14 protein-coding genes and 1 tRNA gene are annotated in these 15,708 nt (G+C 73.4%); 6 read left to right on the top strand and 9 right to left on the bottom strand.

The genetic code is table 11. The annotated features are described in order from the left end of the window. Nucleotides 1–37 precede the first annotated feature (37 nt). From ACWGJ5_RS27445 to ACWGJ5_RS27435, 3 genes are all read left to right on the top strand, one after another. Nucleotides 38–838, top strand: coding sequence for a maleate cis-trans isomerase family protein (locus tag ACWGJ5_RS27445; protein WP_453312413.1), 801 nt, complete (start codon nt 38–40; stop codon nt 836–838). Next, the gene (locus tag ACWGJ5_RS27440; RefSeq protein ID WP_453312336.1) at nt 835–1,572 is read left to right on the top strand and encodes a maleate cis-trans isomerase family protein; all 738 of its coding nucleotides are present in this window, start codon (nt 835–837) and stop codon (nt 1,570–1,572) included. The genes ACWGJ5_RS27445 and ACWGJ5_RS27440 overlap by 4 nt, the downstream gene beginning before the upstream one ends. A gap of 63 nt (nt 1,573–1,635) precedes the next feature. After that, on the top strand, nt 1,636–2,772 hold the full coding sequence (locus tag ACWGJ5_RS27435) for an LLM class flavin-dependent oxidoreductase (protein WP_453312335.1): 1,137 nt from the start codon (nt 1,636–1,638) through the stop codon (nt 2,770–2,772). On the opposite strand, the gene ACWGJ5_RS27430 is transcribed toward ACWGJ5_RS27435, so the two are convergent. Beyond that, complete coding sequence (locus ACWGJ5_RS27430) at nt 2,751–4,556, bottom strand: putative bifunctional diguanylate cyclase/phosphodiesterase (protein ID WP_453312334.1); 1,806 nt, start codon at nt 4,554–4,556, stop codon at nt 2,751–2,753. The genes ACWGJ5_RS27435 and ACWGJ5_RS27430 overlap by 22 nt on opposite strands. A gap of 329 nt (nt 4,557–4,885) precedes the next feature. On the opposite strand from ACWGJ5_RS27430, the gene ACWGJ5_RS27425 reads away from it, so the two are divergent. Then, nucleotides 4,886–6,145, top strand: coding sequence for a M6 family metalloprotease domain-containing protein (locus tag ACWGJ5_RS27425; protein ID WP_453312333.1), 1,260 nt, complete (start codon nt 4,886–4,888; stop codon nt 6,143–6,145). Between the two features lie 142 nt (nt 6,146–6,287). Here ACWGJ5_RS27425 and ACWGJ5_RS27420 read toward each other — a convergent pair. From ACWGJ5_RS27420 to ACWGJ5_RS27390, 7 genes are all read right to left on the bottom strand, one after another. Beyond that, nucleotides 6,288–6,361 (bottom strand) — tRNA-Lys (locus ACWGJ5_RS27420). Further along, nucleotides 6,352–6,921, bottom strand: a complete 570-nt coding sequence (locus tag ACWGJ5_RS27415) for a bifunctional DNA primase/polymerase (RefSeq protein ID WP_453312332.1) — start codon at nt 6,919–6,921, stop codon at nt 6,352–6,354. Before ACWGJ5_RS27415 ends, ACWGJ5_RS27420 begins: the two co-directional genes overlap by 10 nt. A 111-nt stretch (nt 6,922–7,032) precedes the next feature. Further along, nucleotides 7,033–7,401, bottom strand: coding sequence for a hypothetical protein (locus ACWGJ5_RS27410; RefSeq protein WP_228621837.1), 369 nt, complete (start codon nt 7,399–7,401; stop codon nt 7,033–7,035). 127 nt (nt 7,402–7,528) lie between these two features. Then, nucleotides 7,529–8,860, bottom strand: a complete 1,332-nt coding sequence (locus ACWGJ5_RS27405; RefSeq protein ID WP_453312331.1) for an AAA domain-containing protein — start codon at nt 8,858–8,860, stop codon at nt 7,529–7,531. Next, complete coding sequence (locus ACWGJ5_RS27400) at nt 8,857–10,446, bottom strand: hypothetical protein (RefSeq protein WP_453312330.1); 1,590 nt, start codon at nt 10,444–10,446, stop codon at nt 8,857–8,859. Before ACWGJ5_RS27400 ends, ACWGJ5_RS27405 begins: the two co-directional genes overlap by 4 nt. Further along, entirely contained in the window at nt 10,437–11,618 is a 1,182-nt protein-coding gene (locus ACWGJ5_RS27395) for a hypothetical protein (protein WP_453312412.1), read from the bottom strand. The genes ACWGJ5_RS27400 and ACWGJ5_RS27395 overlap by 10 nt, the downstream gene beginning before the upstream one ends. Continuing rightward, on the bottom strand, nt 11,599–12,543 hold the full coding sequence (locus ACWGJ5_RS27390; protein WP_453312329.1) for a phosphatase PAP2 family protein: 945 nt from the start codon (nt 12,541–12,543) through the stop codon (nt 11,599–11,601). The genes ACWGJ5_RS27395 and ACWGJ5_RS27390 overlap by 20 nt, the downstream gene beginning before the upstream one ends. A gap of 185 nt (nt 12,544–12,728) precedes the next feature. Between ACWGJ5_RS27390 and ACWGJ5_RS27385 the strand changes: the two genes are divergently transcribed. Further along, nucleotides 12,729–13,325, top strand: a complete 597-nt coding sequence (locus ACWGJ5_RS27385; protein WP_453312328.1) for a histidine phosphatase family protein — start codon at nt 12,729–12,731, stop codon at nt 13,323–13,325. A gap of 39 nt (nt 13,326–13,364) precedes the next feature. Here ACWGJ5_RS27385 and ACWGJ5_RS27380 read toward each other — a convergent pair whose 3' ends face one another. After that, entirely contained in the window at nt 13,365–14,825 is a 1,461-nt protein-coding gene (locus ACWGJ5_RS27380; protein ID WP_453312327.1) for a hypothetical protein, read from the bottom strand. Between the two features lie 266 nt (nt 14,826–15,091). Here ACWGJ5_RS27380 and ACWGJ5_RS27375 point away from each other — a divergent pair, with 266 nt between their 5' ends. Next, on the top strand, nt 15,092–15,514 hold the full coding sequence (locus tag ACWGJ5_RS27375; protein WP_453312326.1) for a hypothetical protein: 423 nt from the start codon (nt 15,092–15,094) through the stop codon (nt 15,512–15,514). Nucleotides 15,515–15,708 lie beyond the last annotated feature (194 nt).

The following is a 15,708-nucleotide window of genomic DNA, read 5'->3' as shown; positions in this document are numbered from 1 at the left end:
TGCCCACTCGTCTCCCAGCGTGAGGCCGGTGCCAGCCATGGACGTCTCCTTTCTCGGTGGCCCCCGCCCCCAGCGCGGTGTGGGAGTCGTGGCCCCATTCGACTTCGCCCTGGACCGGGAGCTGTGGCGCTGGGTGCCCGACGAGGTGTCGCTGCATCTGACCCGGACCCCGTTCGTGCCGGTCGAGGTGAGTCTGGACCTGGCCCGGCTGGTGAGCGAGCACGAGACCCTCGGCGACGCCGTGCGCGCGCTGACCGCCGTCACGCCCGAGGTCGTCGCCTACGCCTGCACCTCCGGCAGCTTCGTCGGCGGGATCGCCGGGGAGCGGGCGATGTGCGCTGCGATGCGCCTCGCGGGCGCGCCGCCCTCGGTGACCACCTCCGGCGCGCTGCTGGAGGCGCTGGCCGAGCTGCGGATCCGGCGCGTCGCGCTGGTCACGCCGTACACCGTGTCCGTGACCCGGGCGCTGGAGGACTTCGTCGCCGAGGCCGGTGCCGAGGTCACCGGGTGTGCCTTCATGGGCCTGACCCGGCACATCTGGCAGGTGCCGTACCGGGATGTCGTCGCCATGGCCCGGCAGGCGGTCAGCCCCGGCACCGCCGACGCGCTCTTCATCTCCTGCACCAACCTGCCGACGTACGACGTGATCCCCCAACTGGAGGCCGAGCTGCGCATTCCCGTGCTGTCTGCCAACCAGGTCACGATGTGGGCTGCGCTGCGCCGACTGGGTACCCGGGCGGTGGGGCCCTATCAGGCGTTGCTGGACGAGTCGGCGCGCGCCTGGCCCTCCGCACTGCCCGAAGAGACGCCGGAAGAGACGCAGGAAGGCTGGACATGACCGCACTCGGATTCCTCTACCCGGGCCACTCCGCCGAGGACGACTATCCGCGCATCGAGCAGCTCCTGGGCAGCGACATCCGGGTGGACCTGGTACACACCGACATCGGCGAGGACGCGCACCGGGTGGCGGCGCTGCGCGAGATGGGCTCCGCGGAGCGGCTCGCGGCGGGCATGGAGCGCCTGCGGCTGACCGGGGCCGAGACGGTGGTGTGGGCGTGTACCAGCGGCGGTTTCGTGCACGGCTGGGAGGGCGCCCAGGAGCAGGTGCGCACGCTCGCCCGGCTGGCCGGGATGCCCGCCTCCTCGACGTCGTTCGCCTTCGTGCACGCGGCCCGGGAGATCGGGGTGCGCCGGGTCGCGGTCGGCGCGACCTACCCGGAGGACATCGCCGCGCTGTTCGCGGACTTCCTGGGGGCCGCGGGGCTCGAGGTGACCGGGATGCGGTCCTCGGGGATCGTCACGGCGGCGGAGGTCGGCACCTGGGGCGAGGAGGACGTGCTGACGCTGGCCCGGGCGGCCGACGTCCCGGACGCGGAGGCGGTACTGCTCCCGGACACGGCCCTGCACACGGCCGCGCATCTGTCGTTGCTGGAGAAGGCGCTGTCCAAGCCGGTGCTCACGGCGAACCAGGTGTCCGTGTGGGAGGGGCTGAGGCTGGCCGACCGGCGGGTCAACGCGCCGACGCTGGGGACGCTGTTCACCCGCGAGCCCCTGGTGCAGGTACGGGAATAAACGGGGACTGTCTCCTGTTAGTGCGCCCAGGACAGCTCACGCGCGAAACAGGAGGCCCGCACCGTGTCGGCAGACGAGGCAGACGAGATCCGGGGCACAGCAGACGAGATCCGGGGCACGGACGAGATCCGGGGCACCACGCACGGGACCGCCCCCGTCCCCCTCTCCGTACTGGACCTGGTGACCGTCGGCGCGGGCAGTACCGCCTCCGACGCCCTGCGCACCAGCGTGGCGCTGTCCCGGTTCGCCGAGGCCCGTGGCTTCCACCGGTACTGGGTCGCCGAGCACCACTCCATGCCCGGCGTCGCATCCTCCTCGCCCGCCGTGATCCTCGCCCACCTCGCCGCCCACACCGAGCGCATCCGGCTCGGCTCGGGCGGTGTCATGCTGCCCAACCACGCGCCCCTCGTCATAGCCGAGCAGTTCGGCACGCTGGAGGCGCTGGCGCCGGGCCGCGTGGACCTCGGCCTGGGCCGCGCCCCCGGCACGGACGGCGCCACGGCCGCGGCCCTGCGCCGCACCGACACCCTGAACGAGGGCGCCGACGACTTCCCGGAGCAGCTCGCCGAGCTCATCCGCTTCCTGGACGACGACTTCCCCGACGGGCACCCCTACCGCCGGATCCACGCGATCCCCGGCCCCGTCCAGGCCACCAGCCCCGGCGGCGTCCAGTCCCCGCACCGCCCGCCGGTCTGGCTGCTCGGCTCCTCCGGCTTCAGCGCCCGCCTCGCCGGTCTGCTGGGTCTGCCGTTCGCCTTCGCGCACCACTTCTCCGCGCAGAACACCATCCCGGCCCTGGACCTGTACCGGCAGACCTTCCGCCCCTCCTCGGTCCTCGACGAGCCCTACGCCCTGATCGGCGTCTCCACCCTCGCCACCGACGACGCGCACGAGGCCCGCCGCCAGACCCGGGCGATGGCCCTCAACATGCTCCGGCTGCGCACCGGCCGGCCCGGCCTCTTCCCCGACCCGGACGAGGCCGAGAAGCACGAGTTCAGCCCCATGGAGGAGGAGTTCATCGCCTCCTGGACGTCCAACATCGTGCACGGCACCGCCGACGAGGTCCGCTCCGGCCTGGACGACCTGCACAAGCGCACGGGCGCCGACGAGCTGATGCTCGTCTCCCACGCCCACCGCGGCGAACTCCGCCTGCGCTCCTACGAGTTGATCGCGGACGCCTACGGCTTGCCGACCGCGTAGGCCTGTGTGTCGAGCAGCTCGGAGATACGATCCGGCGGCACCGGACGGGAGTACAGCCACCCCTGGCCGGTGTCGCAGCCGATGCGGCGCAGCCGGGTGGCCTGGGCGGAGGTCTCCACGCACTCGGCGGTGACGGTCAGGCCGAGCCGGTGGGCCAGCTGGATCATCGCCTCGACGATGACCTCGTCGGCGGGGTTGGGCGGTACGCCCTTGGGTGCCTCCTCGTACTGGAAGCCGCGCACGAAGGAGCCGTCCAGCTTCAGGACCTTCACCGGCAGCCTGCTCAGGTACGCCAGGTTCGAGTAGCCGGTGCCGAAGTCGTCGATGGCGATGCGCACACCCATGTCGCTGAGCGCCTGCAGCGCCTGGAGCGGGCGGCCCGCCGAGCCCATCACCGCCGACTCGGTCAGCTCCAGCTGGAGGAGGTGCGGGGCGAGGCCCGTCTCGGCCAGGATCCCGGCCACGTCGGCCACCAGGTCGGAGTCCCACACCTGCCGTACGGCCACGTTGACGCTGACGAAGATGGGCGGTTCCTCGGGGTGGTCCAGCTGCCAGCGGCGGGCCTGGCGGCAGGCGGTGGCGAGCGCCCAGCGGCCGAGCTGGACGATCGAGCCGTCCTCCTCGGCCAGTCCGATGAACCGATTCGGCGTCAGTGTGCCGAACTGAGGATGATTCCAGCGGATCAACGCCTCGACCCCGGACAGGCGTCCGTCCTCCATGCCGACCAACGGCTGGTATTCGAGCGCGAATTCGCCGCGGTCGATGGCGGGGCGCAGAGTGGACGACAGGGCCTGACGGGTCATCCGGTGCGCGTTGCGCTCGGGGTCGAACAGGGTCCAGCGGCCCTTGCCGTCGGCCTTCGCCCAGTACAGGGTCGTGTCCGCGGCCTGCATCAGGCCGGTGGCCGTCGTACCGGCCGCGTGCCGCTCGACGACCCCGATGGACGCTGTCAGCGACAGCCGCTGGCCCGCCAGGTCGAAGGGCTCCTCCAGGGCCTTCAGCGCCGACTCGGCGAGTTCGGCGAGCTGTTCGGTGCCGGTGGAGTCCTCCACGAGCAGCGCGAACTCGTCGCCGCCGAGCCGGGCGACCAGCGGGATCACCGCGCGGGCGTAGCCGGCCTCGTCGGCCACCCGGGTCAGACGCTCGGCGACGGCCGCGAGCAGCCGGTCGCCGACGCGGTGGCCGAGGGTGTCGTTGACCGCCTTGAAGCCGTCGAGGTCCAGGTAGCACAGTCCGATCCGGCCGGTGCCGCTCTGCTCGTACGACTCCGCCTCCAGCGCGGCCGACAGCCGCTCGAAGAACAGCGTGCGGTTGGGCAGCCGGGTCACCGGGTCGTGCATCTGCAAGTGCCGCAGCCGTGCCTGGAGTTCACGGCGGGCGCTGATGTCGGCGACGGACAGCAGCACCCCCGGCCGGCCGTCGCCGAGCGGGGAGACCGTGACCTGCACCCACACCGAGTGTCCCTCGGGGTGCTTCAGCCGGCGGGTGCAGCGCAGCTTCGCCTGCCGTCCGCGCAGGACCTCGCGGTAGGCGTGCCAGCTGCGCGCGTCGGAGGCGAGGTCGACCAGGTCGGCGGCGACCCGCCCGGTGAGCGCGTCCGGATCGGTGCCGAGCAGCTCGCCGAAGGCCGCGTTGGCGCCGGCGACGAGTCCGGCGTGGTCCACGACGGCCATGGCGAGCGGGGCGGCCGTGAAGACACGGTGGTAGGTGGTGTGGTCACTGTCTGTGACGGCTGACCGGTCGAGGTCTGCCGCGGGCGTCGGCCCTTCGGACGTTCCGCTCACCGCTCGCTCCCGCAGTGCACTCGATCTGTGTCCGTGCCTGTCCGTGCCGGAAAGTGTGCCGATCATAGAGGCTGGCCCCGGGCCCTTCCAGCCACTGTCCAGTGTCCCGGACGGAGCACAGTTTCTGACAGATCGTTTCTGCCCGCACGTGGACGGGTTCTTCAGGCCCCCGACCAGTTGTGACGTTCCGTGAGTGTTTCGGGGTGTCGGGCGCCGGAGCGCGCCGGCGCTTTCGGGGGCGCGCTCACCCTTGTGGTGCAGGCGAACAGGGCACAGCGCAATAAATACCAGCAATCTGGATGCGGTCCCGCGAACCGCGTCCGGAGGTCATGTCCGTGCCCAAGCTGCGCAGCACCGCCGCCGTGTGCACCACGCTGTCGGCGCTCGCCGCGACATCGATCCTCGGCGGTCCGGCGGCCGCCGAGCCCTTCTCCACGGCCCCCTGCGCCCTGCACCGGACCGACGCCCACCACTCCGAGGGCGCGGACACCTGGAACGCCGACTACACCCGCCCGACCGGCGCGCTCGACGCCGTGATGGTCTTCCTGTCCTTCCCGGACGCCGCCCCGCGCACCACCCCCGCCGAGCTGGCCGCCGACCACTTCCCGGCCACCAGCCGCTACTACGAGCAGGCCTCCTACGGCAGGTTCACCCTCCGCCCGCACCCGTTGCGGCACTGGCTGCGCATGCCGCGCCCGTCCACGGCGTACGCGATAAAGCGGGACTGGGACGTGGACGACCGGGCCGCATACCTGCGGGACGCGTTCGCCGTGGCCGACAAGGAGGTCGACTTCTCCCGCTACCGGGTCGTGTACCTCGTCGCCGACCCCGACGCGCCCGGCGTCGACTCGGACGCCACGAAGGTCGTGAACCTCGACACGCCCGTCCATGTGGACGGCGTCGACATCCGCCGGGTCGTCACGGTCTTCGAGAAGCACCCGCCGGACCGCCTGGTCCTCGCCCACGAGACCGGCCACGTGTTCGACCTGCCCGACCTCTACCACCGCCCGGTCGACGGCAAGGGCGACTGGGACACCTACGTCGGCGACTGGGACCTGATGGGCAGCCAGTTCGGGCTGTCACCGGACGTGTTCGCCTGGCACAAGTGGAAGTTGGGCTGGCTGGATCCGCGCCAGGTGGTGTGCGTGCGCGGCGCACGGCCGACCCGGCTGACCCTGGAGCCGCTGGAGGCCGGCCCGGGTGTCCCGGTACAGGGCACGGCGGGCGCCCCGGCCTTCGGCCTGGGGCACGGGGTGAAGCTGGCGATCGTGCGCACCGGGCCCGACAGGGCCCTGGCCTTCGAGGCGCGCGGGGCGGCCGGCAACGACCGGGCCACCTGCCGGCAGGGCGTCCTGGTGTACCGGATCAGCAGCGGGGCGGAGTCCGGCGGCGGCCCGGTGGAGGTCGTGGACGCCCACCCGCACACCGAGGCCTGCTGGGAGAACTCGGTCTATCCACCCCTCGCCGACGCCCCGGTCGCCCTCGGCGAGAGCTTCACCGTGCCCGGGGAGGGCGTACAGGTGGAGGTGGAGGGGAGGACGGCTTCGGGGGCGTGGACGGTGAGGATCACGCCGGGGGTCCCGGGCTGACTCCTGCGGCCCACGGCCACTGGACCGACCTGATGGGGGGGTGTGGGTGGTGAAGTCCCACAACGCGCGGCGAAGCCGCCCACCAACGACGATGGCGAGGCCTTCCGCGTCTGCTGCGGACATGCCTCGCCATTCGCCATCGTGCGCCGCCAGGGACTCGAACCCCGGACCCGCTGATTAAGAGTCAGCTGCTCTAACCAACTGAGCTAGCGGCGCCTGCTGACGTCGTAGACCTTAGCATCCTGGTCGGCGGGAGGAAAAATCGAAATCCGCACGGCCGCGCGGGCCGCCCGCACGGCCGCCCAGAGCACGACCTCCGGCCCCGGCAGCCAGGGGTGGCGGTTGTCCGGAGCGACCAGCCAGCGGGAGTCGCCGGGGATGTCGCAGCCGGCCGGCGCCGGGACGGTCACCGCGTCGCCCGTGCCGTGACAGAGCAGCGGCGGCACCGCCTGCGTACGGTTCGAGCCCCACTCCTCCCACGCCAGCAGCGAGGGCAGCCGCTGGGCCGTGCCCGGTGCGGCGAACAGCAGCATGCGGCCCCGGAACACCGCGACCGGGCCCGAGCCCGGGCCGTCGTCCCACAGCCGGTCCAGCATCCGGCGGCCGAAGATCACCGGGGCGCTCACCACGTCGAACACGGTGCCGCAGGGCAGGACGACCGGGGCGTGCGGGCGCTCCTCCCAGAGGGCGAGGGTGCTCCGCGGATACGGGCCCGCCGAGGCGAGCCAGTCGACGCCGTCGGAGGTGACTCGGGTGACGTTCGGTGCGCTGCTCATGCCACCTACATGTACCGGCCGTGAGCGCGCGATTCTCCTGAGTTGCGGAAAACCGGGACAGGACGGTGAGGGCAGGAGTATCTTGCCCGCCTGGCATATGCCAGGCGCGGATCACACCGGATCGGGGTACGCCCGCCCCTCGGTGTTCCCCCGCATCAGGTCCCGGCCGAACTCGACCATCTTCTTCGCGTAGTCCTCGGTCCACTCCGCCCGCTCGGCGATGTCCGCCGGGGTCAGCCGGTCGAACCGGCGCGGGTCGGCGAGCTGGGCCGCCGCGATGGCCTGGAACTCCACGGCCCGGTCGGCGGCCGCACGGAACGCCTGGGTCAGCTCCGTGGCCCTGGCCAGCAGCGCCCGCGGATCCTCGATCGACTCCAGGTCGAAGAAGTGCTCGGGATCGCCTGCGGCCTCCGCGGGCTCGAAGATCAGAGGCGCGGGGCGTAGCCGCGGTTCGTTCCGACGCGGCGTGGGCTCCGCCATGTCCTGTCTCCTCCTCGTACGGTTCGCTCGGCACCGCCTTCAGGTGGGCCACCGTCCATTGTCCCGCGCCCCCGCAAGAGGCCCTCATGGCCGAAGGCTCACCTGGCACTCGTGTCTCCGGTCACGGTCACCGGCTCACCCTGTGTTCCGTCAGATGTGCCAGCACCGCGTGGTTCGCCTCCCAGCCGTCCGGGAACTTCACCAGCGTGCCCAGCTGGACCGGTTCCGTGGACGGGTAGGCGTCCAGGAGGTCGCCGACGCCCGCGCGGCAGACCACGATGCAGGCGTGGCGGTGCCGGGAGGCCAGGACGCACAGGCGGCCGGTCTCCAGGTGGAAGGCGGTGGCGTCGGGGCGGCCGGAGAGCGGGTGCAGGACGACCGTGACGTCGTACTCCCGGCCCTGGAGACGGTTCGCGGTGTCCACCGTGACGTCCACGACGCCCAGCTCGGCGAGCGCCGTGCGCACCGCCGCCGCCTGGTCGCGGTGGGCCGTGCCGACGGCGATGCGGTCGGCGGTGAGGGGAGCGGGGTCGTCCGAGCGCTCGGAGAGCGCCGCGCCGCCTCTGTCCAGCAGACGGCGCACGACCGCCGCCACCGCCCGCACCGCCTCCGGGTCCGTGCGCGGGGTGTGCCGGGCGGGCAGTTCCAGCAGGCCCCAGCCGGACTCCGCCGCCTCGTCGATCACCCGGTCCGGGCCGGAGCCGTCCGAGGGCACCGCGAAGGCCAGCCGGCGGTCGCCGTGGCCGGTGCCGCTGCGGAAGGGGGTGTACGGGTAGAACGCGTCGGAGACCAGGGGCGCGGCTGACGCGGGCAGGCGCCAGGAGACCGGGAGGCGGTGCTGGGGGAGGCCGGGGTTGTGAGCCAGCAGGGTGGTCACGGCGGAGGCCGAGGGGTCGTACGACAGGCCCGCCCACTGCTCGCTGCCGACGATCGCGAACGGGTCCAGCTGCCCGGGGTCGCCGACGAACAGCGCCCGCTCGAACAGGCCCGCCACGGCCAGCAGGGAGTCCGAGCGCATCTGGTACGCCTCGTCCACGATCGCGTGCCGCCAGGGCTCGTCGGCCTTCACATGCGCCCACTTCGCCGCCGTGGACAGCACGACCGGCAGGCCGTTCAGCTCGGCCGCCTTCGCGGACGTGCGGACCTGCGGAAGGTCGTCCAGCGCCTTGTCGTAGGGGTCGCTGTCGCTGCTGTGCAGGCGGCCGACCGGCAGGTCCGGGTTCTTCTCGGCGAGCCGGAGGACGAGGTCGTCCACCTGGGCGTTCGTCTGGGCCACGATCATCAACGGGCGCCCGGCGTCGGCCAGTTCGAGGGCGGCGCGGACCACGAGCGTCGACTTGCCGGCGCCGGGCGGGGAGTCCACGACCACACCGCGCTCGGTGCCGTGCAGGGTGTCGTGGAGGATCGCGTCCGTGGCGCGGGCGGCAGCGGCTCCGGGGTCGAAGTCGACCGTCGTCACAGGACGTCCTCCTCGGTGATGGGGTCGGCCGCCTCCTGAACGACTTCACCCGGCGGGCCGCCGTGCGTCCACGGGGTCTCCTCCGGGTCGGGCAGCTTCGCCCCGCCGCGCTGCTCATGCTCGAACAGGGTGAAGCAGATCCGGTCGCCCTTCTCCGGCACCGAACCGGGCTCCGGCTCCTTGCCGCGGCCCATCTTGTCCAGGACGCGGAGCACCAGGACGCCTTCGGCTTCATGGCCGACGAACTCCGCCGACTGCGGCTTGCCGCCCAGCGAGCGGTACACCTTCGCCCGCTCGGCGAGATGCGGCCGGTCGTCCGTGCGGACCGTCACCAGCGGGCGCGGGCTCGGCCGCTTGCCCTCGTTGCAGGCCATGACGACATCGGTCACCTCGCCCGCGAACGCCTCCCCGGCCAGCCGCCGCCCCGCCATCACCAGCGGGTCGTCCAGCGCCTCCTGCGCCTCGAGACGCGCCTGCTCGCGCTCACGCGTGGCCAGCTTGTTCGCCGCCGTCACCGCGTCGTCCCGGCGCGGCTGCGGGGGCTCGCCCGCCAGCACCCGGTCGCGGTGCCCGGTGAAGGACCAGCGGTCGCGGGTCCAGCGCTCCTCCACGTGCGCGCCCTCCGGCAGCGCCCGCAGCAGGTCCAGGCCCCGCCACACCGCGTCCCAGGTGGGCCGGGTGCGGCTTTCCACCAGGTCGCGGATCTCCCGCTCGGCCGCCGTGAGCGCGGCCAGCCGGTCGTCGGCGGTCAGCGCGTCCTCGGCGGCGGCGAGCGCGGTGCGTGCGCGGTCGTAGCGCTCGATCGCGGGGGCCAGCAGCTTGTTGTCGAAGGCCGGGTCGGTGGCGGGACCGGCCGGCGGGCACAGCAGCTGGCCGGCGGCGTCCCGGGCGAGCTCGGCCCGGCGCGCGGCCTCGGCGCCGGATTCGCCCCGCGGAGGGTCGATCCAGGCGAGCAGCGCGCCCAGATGCTGGTCCTCCAGGCTGGACTGGCCGGTCGCCCAGTGCCGGGACAGCACATCGGTCAGGGCGAGCAGGAGGGAGGAACCGGGGACGCGGGAGCGCTCGCCGTAGTGGGTGAGCCAGCGGCCGAGCAGCGGCACCCGGGGCGGCGCCGGACAGGGGGCCTCCGGGTCCTGCTCGGCGGTCCGGCGAAAGCGCATCGAGCGGCCCAGCAGCCGTACGAGGTCCAGACCGGCCCGGCTGGGCACGATCAGCTGGGGAGCGTCCGCGCACAGCTCGACCTCGACCTTGACCCGCTTGCCGGTCTCCGGGTCGGTCTCGGTGCGCTCGGCCGCCTCCACCGACCCGGCGCAGGAGTCGATGTACGGCAGGACGACGTCGGCCAGGTCGGCGAGGAAGGAGAAGCGCAGGTCGCGGTCGCGGGGCTGCGGTACGACCAGCAGGCGGGGCGCGTCCCGGTCGGTGCCGACCAGCGCGCCGAGCGGGGCGCCCGCCTCACCGGCGGTGGTGAGCGGCACGAACACCAGCGGGCGCGCCGACAGATGGCGGAGCCGGACGGTCGCGGCGGGCCGGGCCCGGCCGCTGCTGACGGCCTCGAGCCGGGCGAGGGTGGCGATCAGGGACACGGGGCGACCTCCCGGTGGGCCGCGTCCGCTGGCGCCTCCGCCGTCGCCAGCGCCTCCGCGCGCAGGGCGGCCGCCCGGCGCAGGGCCGCGACCGCCGGGTCCTCCGGGTCGCCGCGCTCGCCGCGGGCCGCCGCGAGGACGTCCTCGACCGTGGTCAGACCGCCCAGTTCCGCGCGCAGCGGCCGACCCAGGCGGGTGACGGCGCCCTCCTCACGTGAGCGTTCCCGGCAGTGGAAGGCCAGTTCGCACGCGGACAGGCACTCGGGCGCGTACGTCGCCGGGACGGCCTCGACGGCCGCCGTCAGCTCCTCGGCACTCCGGTCGGGCGCGAAGCACGTGCCCTCGGGCAGGGTCCCGGCGATCTCCTCGATCCGGGTGAGCCGGGCCAGCTGGCGGGCGGTGACCGCGCGCTGCTTGCGGATGTCGACGGCGGATGCCGCGGGCAGGTTGGAGAAGTCCTTCGGGCACACGAGCAGGATCCGGTGATGCACGCGCGGCGCGGGAGCGCTGTCATGGGCGCTCGCCCCCTCGGCACCGGCGCGCCCCGGCGGCTCCGCGCCGAGCCGTCCCGCCACCTCCTCCAGGGCCAGCACGTACACCGCCGCCTGCCGGGCCGCCGCGCCGACCTTCGCCGGGTCCGCCGAACCGTCCAGCAACGGGAAGGACTTGATCTCCACCACCGACCAGCTGCCGTCCGGGTGCACCACCACCGCGTCCGGTTCCAGGAAGGCGAGTGAGCCGGCCACGTCCAGCGCGAGCATCGGATGGTCCAGCAGGGTCCAGCCGCCCGCCCGCGTGGCCTCGCGCAGCGCCAGCGCCGTACGAGCCGTACGCCCCTCGGGGCCGTGCGCGGTCAGGTCCGGTACGGCGGCCCCCTCGGGCGGTTCGGCGCCCGGATCCAGGCGGGCGTGCGCCAGCCGCAGCAACTCCGCGCCGCCGTCGGCCTTCACCTTCGCCTCGAACGCGTTCCCCCGGGTCAGCGCGAACTGCGACTGCCCGAACCCGGACGGCGCGCCCAGCGCGCCCGCCAGCCGAGCCTTGTCCACCCCGGCGCCGTCCAGGATCGCCCGCCGGGCGCACCCGGGGTTCGCGGCGAGCGCCGCGAGGGCGCGCGCGTCCAGGGCCTTGGCCGGTACGTCGGGACCGCGCAGCTCAGCGAGCCGGTGCCGCAGCCCCTTCTCCCGCGTCGCTGGGGGAGGCGTCCGGTTCGGCCCCGGCGTCGACCTGCGACTCGCGCTGCCGTGGAATTCGCTCACCCGCGGAAGTCTGGCATCCGGCACTGACAATCGGGGAACCCGTGCCCTCCGTGACCGGTGCGCGGCGCGGGAGCAGGCGGCCCCGGACCAGGTCCAGGATCCGCATGACACGCGGCGCGAGCAGCAGGCCGACGCCCATCACGGCGACACCGGCGACCGCGTCGAGGAAGTAGTGGTTGGCGGTGCCCATGACCACGAGCGCGGTGCCCAGCGGATAGAGGACACCGAGGATCTTCGCCACGCGCGTGCCGCCGTGCCGCCACAGCATCACCCCGCACCACAGCGCCCAGCCGACGTGCAGGCTCGGCATGGCCGCGTACTGGTTGGTCATCCCGCCCATGCCGCGCGGCGCACTCGCCTCGCCGCCCCACCAGCCGTACGAGCTGTAGTGCGCCATGGTGTCCACGAAACCGTGGCCGGCGGACAGCAGCCGGGGCGGGCAGGTCGGCAGCAGTGTGAAGCCGATCAGGCCGATGAACGTGGACGTCATCAGCCAGGTCCGGGCCCGCCGGTAGTACTCGGCGCGCCTGCGGAACAGCCAGATGAGGACGGCGGGCGTGACCAGGTAGTGCAGCGAGGCGTACCAGAAGTCGGCCGGCACCCCGAGCCAGGGCTCGCGCGTGAAGAGCCGGTTGAGCGGGTGCTCGGCGTTGAGGTGCAGGGCCTTCTCGAGGCGCAGGATCGCCAGGCCGTGGTCGACGGCGGAGGAGACGTCACCGCGGGCGAGGAGTCGGCCGGCCGAGTAGCAGCCGTAGATGAGGAGGATCAGGGGCAGCTCGGTCCACCAGCGCAGCCGGGTGCGCGGAAGCACCTCGGTGCCCGGTGTCTCGGTCTGCGGCATCCGATCGCCCTCCCCCTTGTCGCTGTACGGCGTGCCCCGGAGGGCGACCGTGTCACTTTACGGTGTCCGTATCCCGCCCATGAGGGCGCTCCGGCCCACAAAGACGCCGAGATCGCCCGCCGGGTTGCCCCGGAACCGGTTGAGCGATGATGGAAGGGTCCCCTTCGCTCCCGGAAAGGTCTCCCATGGCACCCCGCATCCTGCTGGCCCGGCACGGACAGACGGATTGGTCACTGTCCGGCAAGCACACCGGCAGGACCGACGTACCGCTGCTGGAGGAGGGCAGGCGGGGAGCCAAGCTGCTCGGCGAGCGACTGCACCGGCCGCCGCTGGACGGGCTGCCGGGCGTGGAGGTGCGCACCAGTCCGCTGGCACGCGCGCGTGAGACGTGCGAACTGGCCGGTTTCGGCGACCGGGCCACCACCTGGGACACGCTCATGGAGTGGGACTACGGCGCGTACGAGGGCATGACGCCGGCCGAGATCCAGGCCGTGCGGCCGGGTTGGCTGATCTGGCGGGACGGGGTGCCGGAGGGGGAGAGCATCGCCGACGTGACCGCGCGCGCGGACGAGGTGGTGGGGTGGGCCCGGTCGGCCGACCGCGACGTCCTGGTCTTCGCCCACGGCCACATCCTCCGCTCCATAGGCGCGCGGTGGCTGGGCCTGCCGCTGGAGTTCGCCGCCCGGATCCGCCTCAACCCGACGTCGTTGTCCGTACTGGGCTGGGCTTACGGGGAGCCGGCGATCGAGAGCTGGAACGACCTGGGGCACTTGGCGGGATAGCCACAGCCTCCCGTGCCGCCTACACCCTTCCCGTACGGCCTACACCCGCCCCGTCCTCGGCACGGAGGCATGCCGATCGAGGAACTCGGAGACCCCCGACGCCCGCCGGTGAGGCAACAGCACCCGAGCCGTTCCCGCCAGCATGCTCTGGATCCGCGAGGACTGGACCTGGTCCAGCAACGACAGCACCTGCAAACCGGCGGCGGCCGCCTCGTCCGGGCGGCCCTCACGCGCGAGGTCGTCGGCGAGTTCCGCGGTGTAGAGCGCGATGTTGCGCGTGAAGTGCGGATCCTGCAGATGCGCCGCCCGGCGCGCGTGCCGGGCCGCACGGCGCCAGTCGCCCAGCATGGACCAGCACTGCGCCTCCAGCCCCTCCAGCTCGGCCTCGCCGTAGAAGCTCATCCACTCCGGGTCGTCGTCCGAGCGGCCCCGCGCGAAGAGGGCCTGCGCCCGGACGAGTGCCTGCTCGCAGGCGGTGCGGTCGGCGAGCCCGGCCCAGCCGCCGGCTTCCCGCAGCGCGAGCAGGGACATCAGGCGCGCCGAGCCCAGCGGAGCGGCCGCGCGCTGTGCGGCCTGCGCGGCGCGGACCGCCTCGCGGGGGCGGCCGGCGTCCCGCGCCAGGAACGCGGTGTTGCAGAAGGCGTGCGCCTCCAGCGCCGGGTCCCCGGTCATGCGGGCCGTGGCCAGCGCCTCCGCGTAGTGCGAGCGGGCGTCGTCGAAGCGGCCGGAGTCGTGCGCCAGCCAGCCCACGGAGATGGCGAGTTCACCGGCGCCCGAGTGGAGTCGTTCGGCGGTGGTCTGCCGGGTCGCGCCGGCGTCCAGAAGCGCGTAGGCCGCGCGCAACGGGGCCGCCGCGCGCCGGTAGAGGCCGTCCGCGCCGTGCCGGTCGTCGAGCAGCCGGATCCGGCGGACGGCCTCCTCCAGGGCGAGTGCCTCCGGGGTTCCGGGCCGGCGGGTGGTCCGGACCGCAGCCGCGGCGTCCGTGGTGAGCCCCAGCGGGCCCAGCGTGGCGGCGGCCACCGTGGCGCCTCCGCCGGTCATGAATGCGCGACGCAGCACGTCGCTCTCCTCGTGGTTCAGATGGTCTTTCGCGTACGGTTCTGGCGCGCCGCACGGGTCCTGCCTGTCATACGGTTCGACAGCCTCCCGCGACTCACCGAGCGCCTCCGCGGCGACGGGTTCCCCGGGTTCCGCGGCCGTACGCGCCGCGCGGCCGCGGACGGCCGAGCGGGGCACGAAGCCGAGGTCGGTGAGCGTGCGACCGGGGAACATGTGCAGGAACACCCGTTCGTACGCGTAGTTCGGGCAGCGGATCTCGCCCGCCTCGACCCTGCCGATGTAACGCGCGTCACAACTCACCCGCTCACCGATCTCGCGCGCGGCGCGCCGTACGAGCGCCGCGAACTCGGCCGGTGAACGCCTGCCGCGCAGGTGCCGGAAGGCGAGGTTCGGCCGTGGTGGCCGGTCGGGCTGTGACGAGGTCTCGGTTGACGACGCCATGGCCGGGTCCTCTCGTGCGAACCGTCGAACCATGCCGGTGCCGGGGCGATACGCGACGAGTTGTCCGAGTGACGCCCTGGTTCCGGCGGGCATGAACGTACCTGCTGTGAAGGACCCGCCACGCTGTGTTTGGCTACAAACCGGATATCTCATCCTCGATCTGCCATGAAGTGCCATCCTTTGCGGCGCACTTGTGCCGTAGCCGTTGACGGGCTCGCGCGTTGGGTTCCATGGACCGCAACAGGGCTGTGTGGTGGAGGCCGGCAATGGAGACCAGGGAGTCCAGCCAGAGCAACGAACCTTGTGCGTCGCCGTCGTCGGTCGGGGTCGACGACGGCGACGCGGCGGCCTGCGACCTTGTGACGGTACCGGCCCGGCAGGGCCTCGAGGCGGTCGACATCCTGCGGCGCGGCGCCGGTGAGGCGATGGGGCCCGTGCTGCACGACGGCGGCTGCGCCACCCTCGGCTTCCTGGTTCCGGCGGGTACGGCGGCCGGCTGGGACATGCCGGGCAGCACCTGTACGGAGACCGACGGACGCGGACTCAGACTGAACCCCGAGCCCCCGGTGGAAGGCTCCGACTGGCTGCTGCCGCCCGGCAAGGCCGACCTCGCCACCGACCCGGTGGTGCTGCGCCGGGCCCTCGGGGAGGCGGCCCGGCTGATCGAGGCGGCCGACGGCTGCCAGTGAGGTGACCCGGCCGGGGCGCGGACAAATGCCGATGAAACGATCCGCCGGTCCAGCGACCGCCGGCTGCCGGCGGAGCGGCTCGGCTGGTCGGGGGGTCGGCGGTTGTCGGTGGAGCGGCCCGGCCCGGTCGGGGATCGGCGGTTGCCGGTGTGGCGGTTCGGCCGGCCGAGGGTCGGTGGCTGCCGGTGAACCGA

The organism is Streptomyces sp. NPDC054783 (assembly GCF_053611725.1).
The sequence above is the reverse complement of the archived record's forward strand: the minus strand, read 5'-3'. Positions and strand labels throughout refer to the sequence as shown.

Bases quoted from the DNA above. Each gene is read 5' to 3' on its own strand.
- ACWGJ5_RS27445 (WP_453312413.1), top strand. From the start codon at position 38: ATGGACGTCTCCTTTCTCGGTGGCCCCCGCCCCCAGCGCGGTGTGGGA.
- ACWGJ5_RS27440 (WP_453312336.1), top strand. From the start codon at position 835: ATGACCGCACTCGGATTCCTCTACCCGGGCCACTCCGCCGAGGACGAC.
- ACWGJ5_RS27425 (WP_453312333.1), top strand. From the start codon at position 4,886: ATGTCCGTGCCCAAGCTGCGCAGCACCGCCGCCGTGTGCACCACGCTG.
- ACWGJ5_RS27415 (WP_453312332.1), bottom strand. From the start codon at position 6,921: ATGAGCAGCGCACCGAACGTCACCCGAGTCACCTCCGACGGCGTCGAC.
- ACWGJ5_RS27410 (WP_228621837.1), bottom strand. From the start codon at position 7,401: ATGGCGGAGCCCACGCCGCGTCGGAACGAACCGCGGCTACGCCCCGCG.
- ACWGJ5_RS27390 (WP_453312329.1), bottom strand. From the start codon at position 12,543: ATGCCGCAGACCGAGACACCGGGCACCGAGGTGCTTCCGCGCACCCGG.
- ACWGJ5_RS27385 (WP_453312328.1), top strand. From the start codon at position 12,729: ATGGCACCCCGCATCCTGCTGGCCCGGCACGGACAGACGGATTGGTCA.
- ACWGJ5_RS27380 (WP_453312327.1), bottom strand. From the start codon at position 14,825: ATGGCGTCGTCAACCGAGACCTCGTCACAGCCCGACCGGCCACCACGG.
- ACWGJ5_RS27375 (WP_453312326.1), top strand. From the start codon at position 15,092: ATGGAGACCAGGGAGTCCAGCCAGAGCAACGAACCTTGTGCGTCGCCG.